Source organism: Streptomyces sp. NBC_01198 (assembly GCF_036010485.1).
Lineage (GTDB): Bacteria > Actinomycetota > Actinomycetes > Streptomycetales > Streptomycetaceae > Actinacidiphila.
Genome location: NZ_CP108568.1, coordinates 1,214,470 through 1,228,943, shown reverse-complemented (window position 1 = coordinate 1,228,943; position 14,474 = coordinate 1,214,470). Strand labels below are relative to the sequence as shown.

The 14,474-nt window shown below is 69.9% G+C and carries 13 protein-coding genes; 7 read left to right on the top strand and 6 right to left on the bottom strand.

Annotated features, from left to right (window positions below; all coding sequences use genetic code 11):
• Positions 1 to 691 precede the first annotated feature (691 nt).
• Complete coding sequence (locus tag OG702_RS05485; protein ID WP_327287749.1) at positions 692 to 1,219, top strand: cupin domain-containing protein; 528 nt, start codon at positions 692 to 694, stop codon at positions 1,217 to 1,219.
• A 131-nt stretch (positions 1,220 to 1,350) separates the two neighbouring features.
• Here the strand turns inward: OG702_RS05485 and OG702_RS05480 are convergent, their stop codons facing one another.
• On the bottom strand, positions 1,351 to 2,184 hold the full coding sequence (locus OG702_RS05480; RefSeq protein WP_327287748.1) for an aldo/keto reductase: 834 nt from the start codon (positions 2,182 to 2,184) through the stop codon (positions 1,351 to 1,353).
• A 216-nt stretch (positions 2,185 to 2,400) separates the two neighbouring features.
• On the opposite strand from OG702_RS05480, the gene OG702_RS05475 reads away from it, so the two are divergent.
• From OG702_RS05475 to OG702_RS05460, 3 genes are all read left to right on the top strand, one after another.
• Positions 2,401 to 2,820, top strand: coding sequence for a PPOX class F420-dependent oxidoreductase (locus OG702_RS05475; RefSeq protein ID WP_327287747.1), 420 nt, complete (start codon positions 2,401 to 2,403; stop codon positions 2,818 to 2,820).
• Between the two features lie 372 nt (positions 2,821 to 3,192).
• A complete protein-coding gene (locus OG702_RS05465; RefSeq protein WP_327287746.1) occupies positions 3,193 to 3,918 on the top strand; it encodes a dienelactone hydrolase family protein in 726 nt (241 codons plus the stop codon).
• Between the two features lie 366 nt (positions 3,919 to 4,284).
• Positions 4,285 to 5,007 (top strand): alpha/beta fold hydrolase, encoded by a 723-nt coding sequence (locus OG702_RS05460; RefSeq protein ID WP_327287745.1) that lies wholly within the window; start codon positions 4,285 to 4,287, stop codon positions 5,005 to 5,007.
• Positions 5,008 to 5,566: 559 nt separating this feature from the next.
• On the opposite strand, the gene OG702_RS05455 is transcribed toward OG702_RS05460, so the two are convergent.
• The 5 genes from OG702_RS05455 to ribB form a co-directional block, all read right to left on the bottom strand.
• Positions 5,567 to 6,250 (bottom strand): MBL fold metallo-hydrolase, encoded by a 684-nt coding sequence (locus OG702_RS05455; RefSeq protein ID WP_327287744.1) that lies wholly within the window; start codon positions 6,248 to 6,250, stop codon positions 5,567 to 5,569.
• Positions 6,251 to 6,314: 64 nt separating this feature from the next.
• A complete protein-coding gene (locus tag OG702_RS05450; RefSeq protein ID WP_327293095.1) occupies positions 6,315 to 7,202 on the bottom strand; it encodes an MBL fold metallo-hydrolase in 888 nt (295 codons plus the stop codon).
• 505 nt (positions 7,203 to 7,707) lie between these two features.
• Entirely contained in the window at positions 7,708 to 8,409 is a 702-nt protein-coding gene (locus tag OG702_RS05445) for an SDR family oxidoreductase (protein WP_327287743.1), read from the bottom strand.
• A complete protein-coding gene (locus OG702_RS05440; protein ID WP_327287742.1) occupies positions 8,406 to 9,116 on the bottom strand; it encodes an HAD family hydrolase in 711 nt (236 codons plus the stop codon). The genes OG702_RS05445 and OG702_RS05440 overlap by 4 nt, the downstream gene beginning before the upstream one ends.
• A gap of 6 nt (positions 9,117 to 9,122) precedes the next feature.
• Complete coding sequence (gene ribB / locus OG702_RS05435; RefSeq protein ID WP_327287741.1) at positions 9,123 to 9,770, bottom strand: 3,4-dihydroxy-2-butanone-4-phosphate synthase; 648 nt, start codon at positions 9,768 to 9,770, stop codon at positions 9,123 to 9,125.
• A 360-nt stretch (positions 9,771 to 10,130) separates the two neighbouring features.
• Here ribB and OG702_RS05430 point away from each other — a divergent pair, with 360 nt between their 5' ends.
• From OG702_RS05430 to OG702_RS05420, 3 genes are all read left to right on the top strand, one after another.
• A complete protein-coding gene (locus OG702_RS05430) occupies positions 10,131 to 11,102 on the top strand; it encodes an aldo/keto reductase (protein ID WP_327287740.1) in 972 nt (323 codons plus the stop codon).
• A 461-nt stretch (positions 11,103 to 11,563) separates the two neighbouring features.
• Positions 11,564 to 13,021, top strand: a complete 1,458-nt coding sequence (locus OG702_RS05425) for a ricin-type beta-trefoil lectin domain protein (RefSeq protein WP_327287739.1) — start codon at positions 11,564 to 11,566, stop codon at positions 13,019 to 13,021.
• Positions 13,022 to 13,121: 100 nt separating this feature from the next.
• Positions 13,122 to 14,465 (top strand): ricin-type beta-trefoil lectin domain protein, encoded by a 1,344-nt coding sequence (locus OG702_RS05420; protein ID WP_327287738.1) that lies wholly within the window; start codon positions 13,122 to 13,124, stop codon positions 14,463 to 14,465.
• Positions 14,466 to 14,474 lie beyond the last annotated feature (9 nt).

Here is a 14,474-nt window from a genome sequence, read left to right as displayed (position 1 = left end):
GCCGGCCGTCGTCATCGGCATGCTCAGCGGAGGACATCTTCGCCGCCCTCATCCGCGACCAGGCCGGCCTGCCTGCCCCCGCCAGCAGCAGGGCGCGTGCAGGGCATCCCCGAGTGGGACAGCCCGCCACATGCGGCGACGCGCTCACAGCCCGGCCTACCTGAACGGTCGGCGGGCGGGGCGCTTCGTCATGTCCCTCTGCGCTCGCGCTTCCGCTTCCGGTGGCGCCACAGCGCCAGTACCGCTGCCAGTGCGGCCTTGACCCACATCGCGCTCTCCTCGCCTCGAACATGCCCCTGTCTGCCAGCCTAGGGTCCAGCCCGGGGAGTGCGAGTTCACGACCGGTGTCGCCAGACGGTTCCGGCCGCCGTCCTTCACCTCGTATTCGGCTGGGACAGGGACAGGAGCCAGGGCAGCCGCCATCGTGGAGAGACCCCCTCGTCCGCGGCCGGATCGGCGGCCGGGGCAGGAGCGGTCCAAGGGAAGCACCGCGGCCAGCAGGCCACCAGGCCGGTCCGCGCTGAACGCGCCGTCCTCGGCGACGGCGTCCCGGCACCGACGCGGGCTATGTTCGAGCAGACACCCACGCGGGCCTGATCGCCGATTCCCTGACCCTACGCACAACCCCTGGGCGCGAACCCCGATCGCTGCGAGCCCACTTCGAGGAAATACGCCAGGAAGGACAAACAGCATGACCGCCTTCAACCGCACCGACCCCGCCATCCCGGACGACGACCCGACCCGAACACTGACGGTGGCCAGCCCCGACGACCCCGCAGTCACTTACATCTCCCTCGCCGGGGACAACTACGCCATGCTGATCACCGGCAAGCAGACCAACGGGCAGTACTGCCTCATCGACATGCGCGTGCCCGACGGCGGTGGCCCCCCGCCGCACCGGCACGACTTCGAGGAGATGTTCACCGTCCTCGAAGGCGAGATCGAGTTCACTTTCCGCGACGAGAAGCACAGCGTGCGGGCCGGATCCACCGTGAACATCCCGGCCAATGCCCCCCACAACTTCCGCAATGTCGCCGGCGCACCCGCGCGCATGCTGTGCATGTGCACGCCCGCGGCCCAGGATGAATACTTCATGCTCGTCGGCGACGAGGTCGCGAGCAAGGACGCGCCGCCGCCGCGGCTCACCGACGACGAGATGGCGGAGCGCCGGCAGCGCGCTGCCGAGTTGGCTCCCGCATACCGCACCGAGATGCTCTGACAGTTCTGCGAGCGCCGGCCCGACGGCTCTCCGTGCCGGGCCGGCCTCGTAGAACCCGCACCGTCGCCGCCCTCCGCTGGGCCATCTCCGCCCGGTTCGGCTGGCGGCACGAGGTTTTCGGCAGCGCTCGGTCACAGCACGTCGAGCGGCTGCTTGCGGTCCGGCGGCGGGAAGGCGGCGTCCAGGGCGCGCAGCTCGTCCTCCCTGAGGAGCAGGTCGAGGGCGGCGCGATTCTCCTCGACGTGGGCGACGGTGGACGCCTTGGGAATGGCGATGACGTCGTCCCGGCGGAGCACCCAGGCGAGCGCCACCTGCGCGGGGGTGCTTCCGTGCACTTCGGCCACCGCGGCCAGTGCCGGATGGCCGAGCAGCCGGCCCTGTTCCACCGGTGAATACGCCATGACCGGTAGCGAGCGCTCCCGGCAGAACGGGAGCAGGTCGTACTCCGGTCCCCGCCGGGTGAGGTTGTAGAGCACCTGGTCCGTCTGCGGGCGGGCACCCGCCGGCAGGTCCGCCAGATCGTCGACGTCCAGGTTGCTCACGCCCCACGAGCCGATACTGCCGTCCGCCACCAGCCCTTCCAAGGCTTCGACCGTCTCGTCGAGCGGTACGTCACCCCGCCAGTGCAGCAGGTACAGATCGATCCGGTCCGTGCCCAGACGCCGCAGACTCGCCCGGCACGCCGCGGGCGCTCCGCGCCGGTCGGCGTGCCTCGGCGACACTTTGCTCACCACGAACGTCTCGTCCCGCCGACCGCGGATCGCCTCGCCGACCACTTCCTCGGCGGCGCCGTCCGCGTACATCTCCGCGGTGTCGACCAGCGTCATCCCCAGGTCGAAGCCCCGTCGCAGGGCGGCGACCTCGGACTGACGCCGCGCGGGATCCTCGCCCATCCCCCAGGTGCCCTGGCCGAGCGCGGGCACCCGCACACCGGAGGGAAGCTCCACTGTTCGCACCACTGCCATCCGTGCCTCTCTCAAGCCGCCGAACCGCCCGGCCGCCGACCGGCCGGGCCCCGCCATGCCCGCAGCCCGCCCAGCGGCGGCACGCCGGAGCCGGGCGGGGTCGCCAATGACGGGGAAGCGGGCCGAACCGTGAAACAGTCCGATGCGGACGATGCGGACGATTATCTCGAAGACCGGCCTCGGACCGGTGCAGCGACGCGTCACGGAGGGTGCCCGATGTCGAAACCACCGCTGCCCGAGGAGGTCGTCGCCCTGCTGGCGAAGGCCAATCCGGCCGTCATGGCCACCCTGCGGCCGGACGGCCAGCCGATTTCCACGGCGACCTGGTACCTCTGGGACGACGGCCGCATCCTCCTCACCCTGGACGAGGACCGGGCCCGGCTGAACCACCTGCGCAACGATCCCCGGGTGACGCTCACGGTGCTCGACGAGGCCGACTGGTACACCCACGTCAGCATCATCGGCCGCGCCGGCGAAATCCGGGAGGACGAGGGTCTGGTCGAGGCCGACCGGGTGTCCCAGCAGTACCTTGGACGGCCATACGCGATCCGAGACCGCCGCCGCGTCAGCGTGTGGATCGAGATCGATCGCTGGCACGCCTGGGGCGCCCTGAAGGACAGCAGCCAGGCCGGCTGACCGGCACCGTCGTTCCCACGTACGATCCGCGCGCCTCTTGATCCGCGCACCCCGTACCTGGCGCCCCGTCGGGTGTTTCCACGCCGGGCCACGTCGATGGTCCCAGGAGAGAGATCGACACCCAAGGCGTCAACGCCAAGAACGTGCAGGTACGCGGTGACGTGCCCGGGGACGCAGCCGATGTCCGCGGCAGGGCCGCCGCCTCCAGGCCGCGGCGGGAACCGCGAAGGCGGCCGACCAGGTTCCTTTGAGGACGGCTCCGGCCAGAAGGATCTTGTGAGCTGTCGCCGCACGTCAGAGGCACACTCACACTGTTCTGCCAGCGGTGAACACCGGCCCGACCGGGCTCGACGATCGCTACCGTCCAGTCTCATGACGACGATCACAACGCGCACGGTCGCGTACCCGGCCGACGGCCTGACGATGATCGGGCACCTCGCGCTCCCAGCCGGAGTCGACCGCCGGCCGGCGGTGCTGCTCGGACCGGAGGGCATGGGGCTCAGCGACGTCGAGCGCCGCCGGGCCGATGCTCTCGCCGAGCTGGGATATGTGGCGCTGGCCTTCGACGTCCACGGCGGGCGCTATTTGGCTGACCCCGAGGAGATGCTGGCCCGTTGTCTGCCGCTGCTCGCTGATCCCGACCGGATGCGGGACATCGGCCACGCCGCGCTCGACGTGTTGCGCGCCGAGCCGCGGACCGACCCCGACCGGATCGCCGCCGTCGGCTACGGCACCGGCGGCGCCATCGGGCTGGAACTCGGGCGCGACGGCGTCAACCTACGCGCGATCGGCACAGTCAACGCACTGACCACGGGCCGACCGGGCGAGGCGGCGCACATTCGCTGCCCGGTGTGGGCCGGGGTCGGGTCGGAAGACCCGATCATGCCGCCCGCGCAACGGGACGCGTTCACCGCCGAGATGCAGGCCGCGGGCGTCGACTGGCGCCTCGCGGTCTACGGCGGCGGCTTGCACGCCTTCCACCACCCGCCAGTCGACCACCCCACGGTCCCCGGCGTCGGCTACCACCCACAGCACGCGCAGCGCGCCTGGCGCGACGTCGTCGGCCTGCTCGCCGAGTGCCTGCCGGTGACGGAGTGATCCGGCCGGCAATCCGGGAGATGATCGACCGACAACATCAGGCACCAAGCGCTCAGTCCGAGCCATGAGCACGCTTCCCTGTGTGACCCCAAGAACTCGCCTGCGGATCGAACAACAGAACAATGCTTACGCCACGGTCACGAATCTTGTCCCGTTGTGGCCAAGTTTGCGATAGTTGGTCAGGTGCGGAAGACCTGGTCGGCAGGGTCGCGCCGCAATCACGCCAGAGGGGTGTTGAGCCGACGGGCGGGGCGAGGGGCCGATCGCGCCCGTCGCTTTCGCATCCGAGGTCATCGGCGCCTGATCCGGATTGCCGTAGTCCTCCACATTTCCCGCTGAGAATGAACTGATGAGTGAGGATCCGTAATGAGCGGAATGGATTCTACGTATGTTCTGATCCCGGGTGCCTGGCATGGTGGGTGGTCCTGGCGGCCGGTGGCCGAGCGGCTGCGTGCCGCCGGGCATCGCGCTGTCTGCCTTACTCTTCCCGGCATGGGGGACGGCGAGGATCCCTCGGGCATCGGCCTCCAGGACGCGGTGGACCATGTGGTCTCCGAGGTGGAGCGGCTGGGTCTCACCGACGTGATTCTGGTGGGTCACAGCTGGGGCGGATATCCGATGGCCGGCGCCGTGCACCGCCTGGCGGGCAAGGTGTCCCAGGCCGTCTACTATGCCGCGCAGATTCCTGTGCGCGGCAAGTCGATGCTGGAGGACAACCCGCCGGAGGCCGCAGCGATGCTGCGAGGGCTGATCGACGCCTCCCCGACGCGCTCCATCCCGCCCTCCCTGCAGTTCGTCCAGGACATCTTCATGCAGGATGCCGGGGAGGAGGCCCAGCGTCTGGTGGCGGAGCTCCTGACGCCGCTGCCCGGCAACTACTTCCTGGACGCGCTCGATGTCCCCGACGCGGCCGAGCTCGGCATTCCCGCGCTCTACATCCTCGGCGAGGACGACCGTGCGCTTCCCCGGCCCGGTGCGGAGTTCGCGGCGCGGCTGGGTCTGGAACCCGTCATGATCCCCGGGACCCACGAGGGCCTGCTGACCCACCCCGACGAGGTCGCCGAGGCGGTCCTGAACGGGAGGGTCTGATCAACGGCGGCGCTGTTGAGGGCGGGATCACGGACCACCTCGGTTGGCAGAAGCACGACGCGGCCGGCCGGAGCGCCGGCAACAACTGCAGCGGAGAGTGCTCCAAGGCCGTGCCGGCGCCGCCGAGCGTTTGTGGGGTTACCCGGCCGCCGAGGTGTTGTATCGGTCCGCCGGAGGCTTGCTCGCTTCGGGCGGTCCGGTCCTCGCTGGCTGGTCTGGGCATACGACTCCCCGACCCGGCCCGCGGCGGATCCAGCCGCGCTGGAAGCACTCTTCGGGCATGCGTCGGTCAGTCTGGTCGTCTGGGACCGGGACCTGCGCTGTATCCGGTTCAACGACAGCATCCACAACGGGGAGGTCTTCCGCGCCGGTCCCGAGCTCGGGGGCCACCGTTTCTGGTCGTAGGAGTGGACGGGTCACTCATGTCCTTCGTGGCGCTGGACGCCGCCGCCATCGAGTCGCGACGGCGTGCGGCAGATCTGGAAGTCGTCTTCTGCGTGGGCGCCCTCGACGGAGCCGGCCCGGTCCTTCGGGCCGCAGCCTGGCGTGGGGGTGGCGATCACTGCTGCTTGGCCAGGAATGCCTGGAAGGCGTCCACCTCCGGTCCGGACAGCGGGGCGCCGTGGCCGAAGCCGACTGCGGTGACGTTGGTGGGTATCCGAGCGGCGCCGGTTGCGCGAGCGGCGGGCTCGGCGGCGAAGGTGGCCGGCCCGTAGCCGAGGCGGCCGGCGTGGAATACCGCGTCGCCGACCAGTACCGTGCGGGTGGGTTCGTGCAGCAACGCGATGTGGCCGGGGGAATGGCCCGGCGTGTGAATCACGCGCAACCCGCCGGAACCGGCGATGAGTTCGCCGTCCTCGACCGTGGCATCGGGTTCGAACGGCGTCCAGTGTGCGGCTGGGAGCTGGTCGTATCGCCTGGCCGCCGGGCTGGACCGCCCGTCCGCCGGTACCCGTCCGCCGGCCAGCCACGCGGCGTCGGCGACATGGATCAGGACGCGGGCGCCGGTGTGCTCGCGCAGCGTGGGCGCGCCCTGCACGTGGTCGGGGTGTGCATGGGTCAGCACGATGCGGTTGAGGTCGCCAGGATCTCGGCCCAACTCGGCGATTGTGCGCAGCAGCGGGTCTACGGCTTTGGTGCTGCCGACGTCGACGAGGGTCAGACCGTCATCACCCTCCACGAGGAAGGCGTTGTTGGACTTGGATGTGGCGATTTGGATGACGCCGGGAGCAAGGATCGTCACGGATTCTCCTCGGTGCGGTGCGGTGCGGTGCGGTGCGGTGCGGTGCGGTGCGGTGCGGTGCGGGTCACCAGCGCAGTGCGGTGAAGTCGATCGGTCGTGGTGAGAGTTCTCCGGTGCGGGCGGCCAGGTCCTTCATCCGCCGGGCGAACTCGTCGGCGGGCAGCCGCTTGCGGTCGCCGTGGCCCGGCAGCAGCCATTCGAAGCGCACCCGCGGTGCCGCACGGGCCAGTGATGCGGCCAGCTCGGTGATGGAGTACCAGGTGACGGACTCGGCGACGGCGATGTCGCCGACGGACCGGGACCAGTAGAAACTGTCGCCGCTGAAGCAGTAGGTGTCGTCGGCTAGATACAGCACGCTGCCTTGGGTGTGTCCGGGCAGCGGGTGCGCGGTAACGCCGTCGGCGATCTCGATCGGCTCGGTGCCCCGGAGAATACTGTCGGCGTTCGGCGCGGCAGCCAGGTCGCCTTCGTGGATCCACAGGCGGGCGCCGAACCGGTCGGCGTATTCGCGGCCGTGCGCGGCGTGGTCGCGATGGGTGAGCAGCACGTCGGTAATCGGGCCGAGTGCCGCGTATCTCGAAGCCAGGGCGGAACTCCAGCGCGGCGTGTCGACCATCATCAGGTTTCCGGCCGGCCGGCGCAGCAGGTAGGAACTCGCGCCGGCGGTGCGCGGCGAGTTGTGGCCGCACAGGTGCACGTGCTCCGAAAGGCGGAGCGGGAAGGGATCGAGCGCCGGCTGCGGGCCGCGCGCGCCGTGCCGGATCGATCGGGTGTGGCACGCGAATGCCGCGGCGTGCAGGGCCTTTTCCTCCGCGTCGTTGCGCGGCTGGCGGATGACCGAGGAGCGGCCGGCGACCTCGGCGATCAGGTCCGGTGCAAGCTGCCGGGCTGCGTCACAGTTTGTGCAGCGGTGATCGACGCGCCAACTGGCGTCAGCCGAGTGTTCGTTCATGGCGGGATCCCTCCGCGCGGGGATAGCGGCGAATAGCGCCCAATTGATATCACGTACCGCGTGGTGAAAACCAATCGCCAAACGCTATTGACTTTATCGGAAATCGCCGCTCTCCTGACCTCATCTTGTGCGGTTGACAATTGCGGAAATAGTGCTCTCCTCAGTACCCGAGCCATAGATCGCGATCTTCACGGCTGGAAGGCGGCCTGGCTGCGGAAGTGGCTTTGTCGGGCCAGGTGAGCGGAATCAGCCCGTTCCGGCTGGTTCCGTCGTCGGTCAGGGCGGGGTCACCGCGTTCGCGGGCGACAGTGACGGCGAGGGAGGCATCGGCGAGCAGGGCCGGGGCGACCCAGCGGTGCCGGGAGTCCCGGCGGCGGACGCGAAACCCTGACCGGTTACGGCGCGGGCCCGCGCCGTCCGGTCCGTATGCCGGCCGACCACCTCCGGGAAGAGCAGAACCTAGGCGGGCAGCCGCGCCGCCGCGCTCGCTTCTTCCCGGATCGGGTCAGCGTCGCTGTCCGTTGCCGACGCGGACGGTGATATCACTGATCGCGGCGTCGGGCGGAAGGTCGAGGGCGGTCAGGATGGCAACTGCCAGCGTGGACGGGTCGATCCAGCAGGCGGGGTCGTAGACGCGGCCTTCGTGCTGCTGCATGCGTTCCTGCATCGGGGTTGCCGTGCGGCTCGGGTAGAGGGAGGTAACGCGCAGGCCGGTCTGCTGTTCTTCCGCGCGCAGGGCGTCGGCCAGTGCGCGCAGGCCGTACTTGGCTGCGGAGTAGGCCGAGCATCCGGCACGGGTGTCCAGGCCGGAGGTGGAGTTGACGAAGATCACGTGCCCGGCAGGGTGTCTGAGCCGGGGCAGCATCAGGCGGGTGAGTTCCGCGGGGGCCATGAGGTTGACGGCGAGGGTCGTTTCCCAGGTTCGCGGTGTGAGATCCGCGACGGGACCCAGGTTCAGGGTGCCCGCGACATGCAGCAGGCCGTCGACGGTGTCCGGCAGGCTGCTGTCGTGCAGGATCTTCTCCAGCGCGGCGGGCTCGGCGAGGTCGGCGATGATCGTGTGGGCTCCGGGGTAGCGCCGTGCGACGCGTTCGGCGCTCTCCGGGGTGCGGACCGGCAGGTGCAGGGTGGCGCCGCGGGCGTTCAGCCGGTCGGCAACCGCCTGCCCGATACCGGAGCCGGACCCGGTGATCACGTAGTGCTTCACGGTGTGCCCTCATAGGCCAGGGGTCCGGCCGGCCGCAGGTGCGCCGGCTCGGATCGGGATACCAGGAGGCGGCTCAGCAGCGGGGAGGCGCTGGTGGCGTCGCGGGCCTGCGCCGCCGGCAGGCCCGCGACATCGGCCGGAAGCGCACTGCCGGCGCGGGGAATCGCCAGGACGCGCATCCCGGCCCCGACGGCCGAGCGGATCCCGTTCGCGGAGTCCTCGACTGCCATGCACTCCGACGGCGGGATGCCGATGACGGCGGCCGCGCGCAGGTAGGCGTCGGGAGCCGGTTTGCCGCGGACCACGTCCTCCGCGCAGACGATCGCGCTCATCCGCGCCGCCAGTCCCAGCTCTTCGAGGATCGCGTGGACGTAGCGGCGGGGACTGGCCGTGGCCACGGCGACCGGCCCGTGGCGTTCGGCCGCGGTGACCAGGCCCCTTGCCCCCGGGAGCGCCGGGACCCGGCCCGCTGCGCATTCCACCGCCATCGCAGCGGTGCACTCCTCCATGGCCTCGGCGGCGCTGATCCCGTCACCGCACAGAGCGGCGACGAATGCCGGCCAGTCGCCGTTGCCGTGCAGCACCGCGTCGTCCGCAGGTCCCCAGCGGTGCCCGTGGCGGGCGGTGACGGACCCGCAGGCCCGCCCCCACGCCGCTCCGCTGTCCACCAGCGTGTCGTCCAGGTCGAAGACCGTCGCCGTGCGCATCGGGGGTCAGACCGCCGCCGCGCCGGCGGGCTGCAGCGCCTGCGACAACTGCTCGATCGAGACCACGGGCAGTCCGTGCAGGTCGGCGAAAGCACCTAGCCGGTCGACGCTGGTGACGGAGCCGTCGTCCTCGCACACCTCGCTGATCACCCCGACCGGCGTCAGGCCGGCCAGGCGCAGCAGGTCCACGGTCGCCTCGGTGTGCCCGCGCCGCTCCGCGATCCCGCCCGCGCGGGCGCGCAGCGGGAACACATGCCCGGGACGGACCAGTTGGCCGGGGACGGTGGTGGGATCCGCGAGCAGTCGCGCGGTCAGCGCCCGGTCCGCAGCCGAGATCCCGGAGCTGACGCCGACCGCGTCCACCGACACGGTGAAAGCCGCCGGGTCGGCCCCGGAAGCGGTCTCCACCATCGGCTGAAGCTCCAGGCGGTCGGCGATCTCCGGTGCCATGGGCACGCACAGCAGACCACCGGACCACCGGATGAGGAAACCCAAGGCCTCGGCGGTCGCGAACTGGGCCGCCATCACGAGATCGCCCTCGTTCTCACGATCCGCGTCATCGACCACGATCACGGGCCGACCCGCACGCAGCGCGTCCACCGCCACCGCCACCGTGTCCAGTGCCTCATCCGACCGGGGCAACGAGGTTGACATCACAGGAGTTCGACCCTTCACACGTTCACCGATTCACCATTCCGGGAGGTGCATCGGTATGCACGGCAGGTGTCTTGAGGAAGCCGTACGCCGAGCGGGTGAGGAGCGGGATCCGCTGCCGCCGACCGGGCACGCGTCGGCGCGGCGCGATGTCGTCGCTCACCCACGCGGTGTCAGATGGGTCCGGCGCCCCGTCGACGGCCGGTTTGAGCCGGCCTTCGAGGCAGGCGCCCGCCCGCGGCGCATTGACCTGCTCCCCGTCGCCCGAACCGCGTCGGCCGGGAGCTCCTCGTACAGTGCCTCCGCCGGCGGCAGCGCGAACGGACAGTCGCACACCCAGGAAGAAGGCAAGGCAGACGTATGAAGCACGCCACACTCGGGGGGATCGAGGTCCCGCGCATCGGCCTGGGCTGCATGTCGATGTCCGACTACTACACGGGGGCGGGAACCGACGACGCCGAGGCCATCCGTACGGTGCACCGTGCCCTCGACCTCGGGGTCACCCTCTTGGACACCGCCGAGGTCTACGGCCCTTTCACGAACGAGGAACTGGTCGGCCGCGCCGTGGCCGGCAGACGCGACGACGTGCTCCTGGCGACGAAGTTCGGGGCCATCTCACACGCCGGCGGGCGGGAGGGCGGATTCGACAGCCGCCCGGAAAACATCCGGCTCGCCGTGGACGGCTCGCTGCGGCGGCTGAACACCGACCATATCGACTTCTATTACCAGCACCGCGTGGACCCGGACACCCCCATCGAGGAGACCGTCGGGGCGCTCGGTGAGCTCGTAGCCGACGGCAAGATCCGCTACGTCGGCCTGTCCGAGGCCTCACCGGCCACCATCCGCCGCGCCCACGCCACCCACCCGGTCACGGCGTTGCAGACGGAGTTCTCGCTGTGGGCACGCGATGTCGAAGCGGAGATCCTCCCACTGCTGCGCGAACTGGGCATCGGACTGGTCCCGTACTCACCGCTCGGCCGCGGTTTCCTGACCGGTGCGCTGCGGGACACGGGCTCCCTGGATGCCGACGACTTCCGCAGGACCGACCCCCGCTTCAGCAAAGAGCATCTGAGTCCGAACCTCCGCATCGTCGAGGAGGTGGAGGCCGTCGCCGCAGAAGCGGACGCCACCCCCGCCCAGGTGGCCATCGCCTGGCTTCTTGCACAGGGCGGCGACCTGGCGCCAATTCCGGGCACCAAGCGAGTGTCGCGTGTGGAGGAGAACACCGCCGCGGACGCACTCGACCTCACCACCGGCCAACTGGCCCGCCTCACGGCGATCGCGCCTGCTGCCGGCGCCCGTTACGAGGACATGAACCAGATCGACAGCTGAGCACAGGCGACCGCCGCCGTCGACCACCGCGCGCGGGGATCCCCTCAAGACAAGGCCGGACAACCGCGGTTGGAGCAGGGGGCACTGGGTCCACGACGGGGCCGTTCGCGGTGCCGTGCCGCTGGCGTGGGGTCAGCGGTGCGCACCGGGGGGTAGGGGCGCACTGATGTGGATGCGCGCTGCGGGAGGCATTCCGGTGACAGGAGCCTTGTCGAATCGGTTCCGACTCACTACCGTCACAGTGGGAGCGCTCCCATCTCTCCGCCGACGCAGGCGGTCCCCGCCGGAGACGATCTGGCAGGCGTCTACGACAGGTCTGACCTGTGGCCCGAATGTGGAGGAGGAGTCCATGGCAGGTTCAGGTGTCAGCCGTGGGCCAGACCGTGCCCTCCGCGGGTTTGACCAATGTTAGCGCTCACCCTCCTGCATGAACCGCCCCCCACATCGCAAGGAGAGACCACGTGAACAGCAGATTCCCACGACTGACCGCGTGTGTGGCAACCGTCGCCCTGATGGTGTTCGGGCTGCTGACGGGTGGCGCGACGGCGCATGCCGCGCCGGCGGCCGCCGCGTCGACGAGCCAGTTCCACGGCGTGAACTGGGCGGACCCGAACGACAACTTCATCACCGGCCCCAACATCCCGGTGGGCCTGTCGACATCGGACAGCTACGCGACGACGTACACGAAATCCACCGCCATCCTGAAGGGCTTCCAGAACCTGGGAGCCAACACGGTCCGGCTGGGATTCAACGCGGCGACCACCTCGGGGTCCTGGTGGAACAGCTACACCGCGGCCCTGGACGCCGCCACCGCGCTGGGCATGAACGTCATCGTCGCCCCGTGGCTGCAGGGCGGGAAGGTCAGTGACACCGCGTCCTTCAACCAGATGTGGGACACGATGATCAACAAGTACGGCGCGAAGGGCAACTTCTACTTCGACATCATGAACGAGCCGTACGGCTACAACGCCACCGACCTGACGAACTTCGAGGCCAACTGGCTGGCGCGCTATCCCAACCTCCCCCGTGGCCATGTGATCGTGCCCGGCCTGTGGTCGGACGGGAACCTGTGCGCCGTCGGCGCCGACTCCCGGCTGTCGGGCACCTTGCTGTCGATCCACATCTACGGCATGTTCGGTGACTCCCACACCACCGAGGCCGCCTGGGTCAACGACTTCACCGGCAATCTGTGCGGCTATGCCGGCCGTGCCGTGCTCACCGAGTTCGGCGTCCCCATGAACACCGGCGTCAACTACAACGGGCCGAAGGACGGTTCCAACGATCTGTCCTACCTCTACGCCATCACCGACACCGTACGCAGTCTCGGCATGGGGTCCGTCCTGTGGACCGGCGTCAAGCAGACGAATCAGACGCAGGGCCCCGGTCCCTGCGAGAACGCCTCCTGCGCCATCACCTCCCTGAACGGAACCGGCACCAACCTCTCGGTCAGCGTCACCAACCAGTCCGGCCTCGACCGCCTCCAGTGGGGCTGGGGCACGGGCACGAACCCCGGTGGCGGCAGCGACCCGGGGAACACCGGTCCGCTGCGCGGCGTCGGCTCCAACCGCTGCCTCGACGTGCCCAACGCGTCCTCCACCAACGGCGTCCAGACCGCGATCTGGGACTGCAACGGCGGCGGCAACCAGCAGTGGAACCTCACCTCCGCCAAGGAGTTGCGCGTCTACGGCAGCAAGTGCCTGGACGCCTACGGCGCGGGAACCTCCGCGGGCACCAAGGTCGTCATCTGGGACTGCAACGGCGGCGCCAACCAGCGGTGGAACGTCAACAGTGACGGCACCGTGACCAATACCCAGTCCGGCCTGTGCCTGGACGTCACCGGCGCCTCCACCGCCAACGGAGCCCTGGCCGAGCTGTGGACCTGCACCGGCGCCGCCAACCAGAAGTGGGCCCGGCAGTAGCTGCCCGCAGGAGTTCCGCGGCAGGGGCCTGCGCACTCCCGCGCAGGTCCCTGCCGGACACCACCCCGCATGTCATCCCCCCACGCAGAAAGGGAAGCCCATGAGACGTCGATCCCTGCTTCCAGCGGTTCTCGCCGCCCTGGCGATGGTCCTGGCGGCCGTCGGAATCTCCTTGAGCGGATTCACCGCGACCGCCTGGTCCGCCCCCTCCGCCGCCGCTGCCACCGCCGGCTGCGGCAAGGCGCCGACGCTGACGAGCGGCACGCACACGATCACGAGCGGGGGCCAGAACCGCAGCTACATCCTCCGGGTCCCCGCCAACTACGACCAGAACCACTCCTACCGGCTGGTCCTCGGCTTCCACTGGAACGGCGGCACCGCCAACGACGTCGACTCCGGCGGAACCGACGGGTACAACTGGTCCTACTACGGCCTCAGGCGGCTCGCCGACAACGACGGCAACGGCACCGTCTTCATCGCACCCCAAGGCATCAACAACGGCTGGGCCAACTCCAACGGGCAGGACGTCACCTTCGTCGACAACATACTCAGCCAGATCGAGGGCGGCCTGTGCATCGACACCGGCCAGGTGTTCTCCTCGGGCTTCAGCTACGGCGCCGCGATGAGCTACGCACTGGCCTGTGCCCGGCCGACCGTCTTCCGCGCCGTCGCGGTCTACTCCGGCGCGAACCTGAGCGGCTGCAGCGGCGGCACCCAGCCCGTCGCCTACATCGGGCTCCACGGCCTCCGGGACAACGTCCTGCCGATCGCATCGGGCCGGGCGCTGCGCGACACGTTCGTCAGGAACAACGGCTGCACCCCCCAGAACCCGCCCGAGCCGGCGAACGGAAGCCTGACGCACATCGTCACCGCCTACTCCGGCTGCAAGGCCGGCTACCCGGTGGTGTGGGCGGCCTTCGACGGAGCCGGCCACGACCCCGGCCCCATCGACGGGTCGACCGGGGACGGCTGGCACACCTGGACCTCGGGAGTGGTGTGGAGCTTCTTCACCCAGTTCGACTCCTCCACTCCGCCCACCACCCCGCCGCCGTCCTCGAACCAGCAGATCGTGGGCCAGCAGTCGGGCCGCTGCGTCGACATCAGCAACTCCTCGACGACCAACGGCACGCAGGCCGCGCTCTGGGACTGCAACGGCGGCAGCAACCAGCGGTGGGCCTACTCCTCGAGCAAGCAGCTCGTGGTCTACGGCAACAAATGCCTGGACGCCTCCGGCCAGGGAACCGCCAACGGCACCGCGGTCGTGATCTGGGACTGCAACGGCCAGGCGAACCAGCAGTGGAACGTCAACACCAACGGAACGATCACCGGCGTGCAGTCGGGCCTGTGCCTCGACGCCAGCGGCGCCGGCACGGCGAACGGCACGAAGATCCAGCTCTGGACCTGCACCGGAGGGACGAACCAGCAGTGGAGCACGCGTAACTGACCGCCAACT

Coding starts and splice junctions, on each gene's coding strand:
- OG702_RS05485 (WP_327287749.1), top strand. CDS start 692: ATGACCGCCTTCAACCGCACCGACCCCGCCATCCCGGACGACGACCCG.
- OG702_RS05480 (WP_327287748.1), bottom strand. CDS start 2,184: ATGGCAGTGGTGCGAACAGTGGAGCTTCCCTCCGGTGTGCGGGTGCCC.
- OG702_RS05475 (WP_327287747.1), top strand. CDS start 2,401: ATGTCGAAACCACCGCTGCCCGAGGAGGTCGTCGCCCTGCTGGCGAAG.
- OG702_RS05465 (WP_327287746.1), top strand. CDS start 3,193: ATGACGACGATCACAACGCGCACGGTCGCGTACCCGGCCGACGGCCTG.
- OG702_RS05460 (WP_327287745.1), top strand. CDS start 4,285: ATGAGCGGAATGGATTCTACGTATGTTCTGATCCCGGGTGCCTGGCAT.
- OG702_RS05450 (WP_327293095.1), bottom strand. CDS start 7,202: ATGAACGAACACTCGGCTGACGCCAGTTGGCGCGTCGATCACCGCTGC.
- OG702_RS05440 (WP_327287742.1), bottom strand. CDS start 9,116: ATGCGCACGGCGACGGTCTTCGACCTGGACGACACGCTGGTGGACAGC.
- ribB (WP_327287741.1), bottom strand. CDS start 9,770: ATGTCAACCTCGTTGCCCCGGTCGGATGAGGCACTGGACACGGTGGCG.
- OG702_RS05430 (WP_327287740.1), top strand. CDS start 10,131: ATGAAGCACGCCACACTCGGGGGGATCGAGGTCCCGCGCATCGGCCTG.
- OG702_RS05420 (WP_327287738.1), top strand. CDS start 13,122: ATGAGACGTCGATCCCTGCTTCCAGCGGTTCTCGCCGCCCTGGCGATG.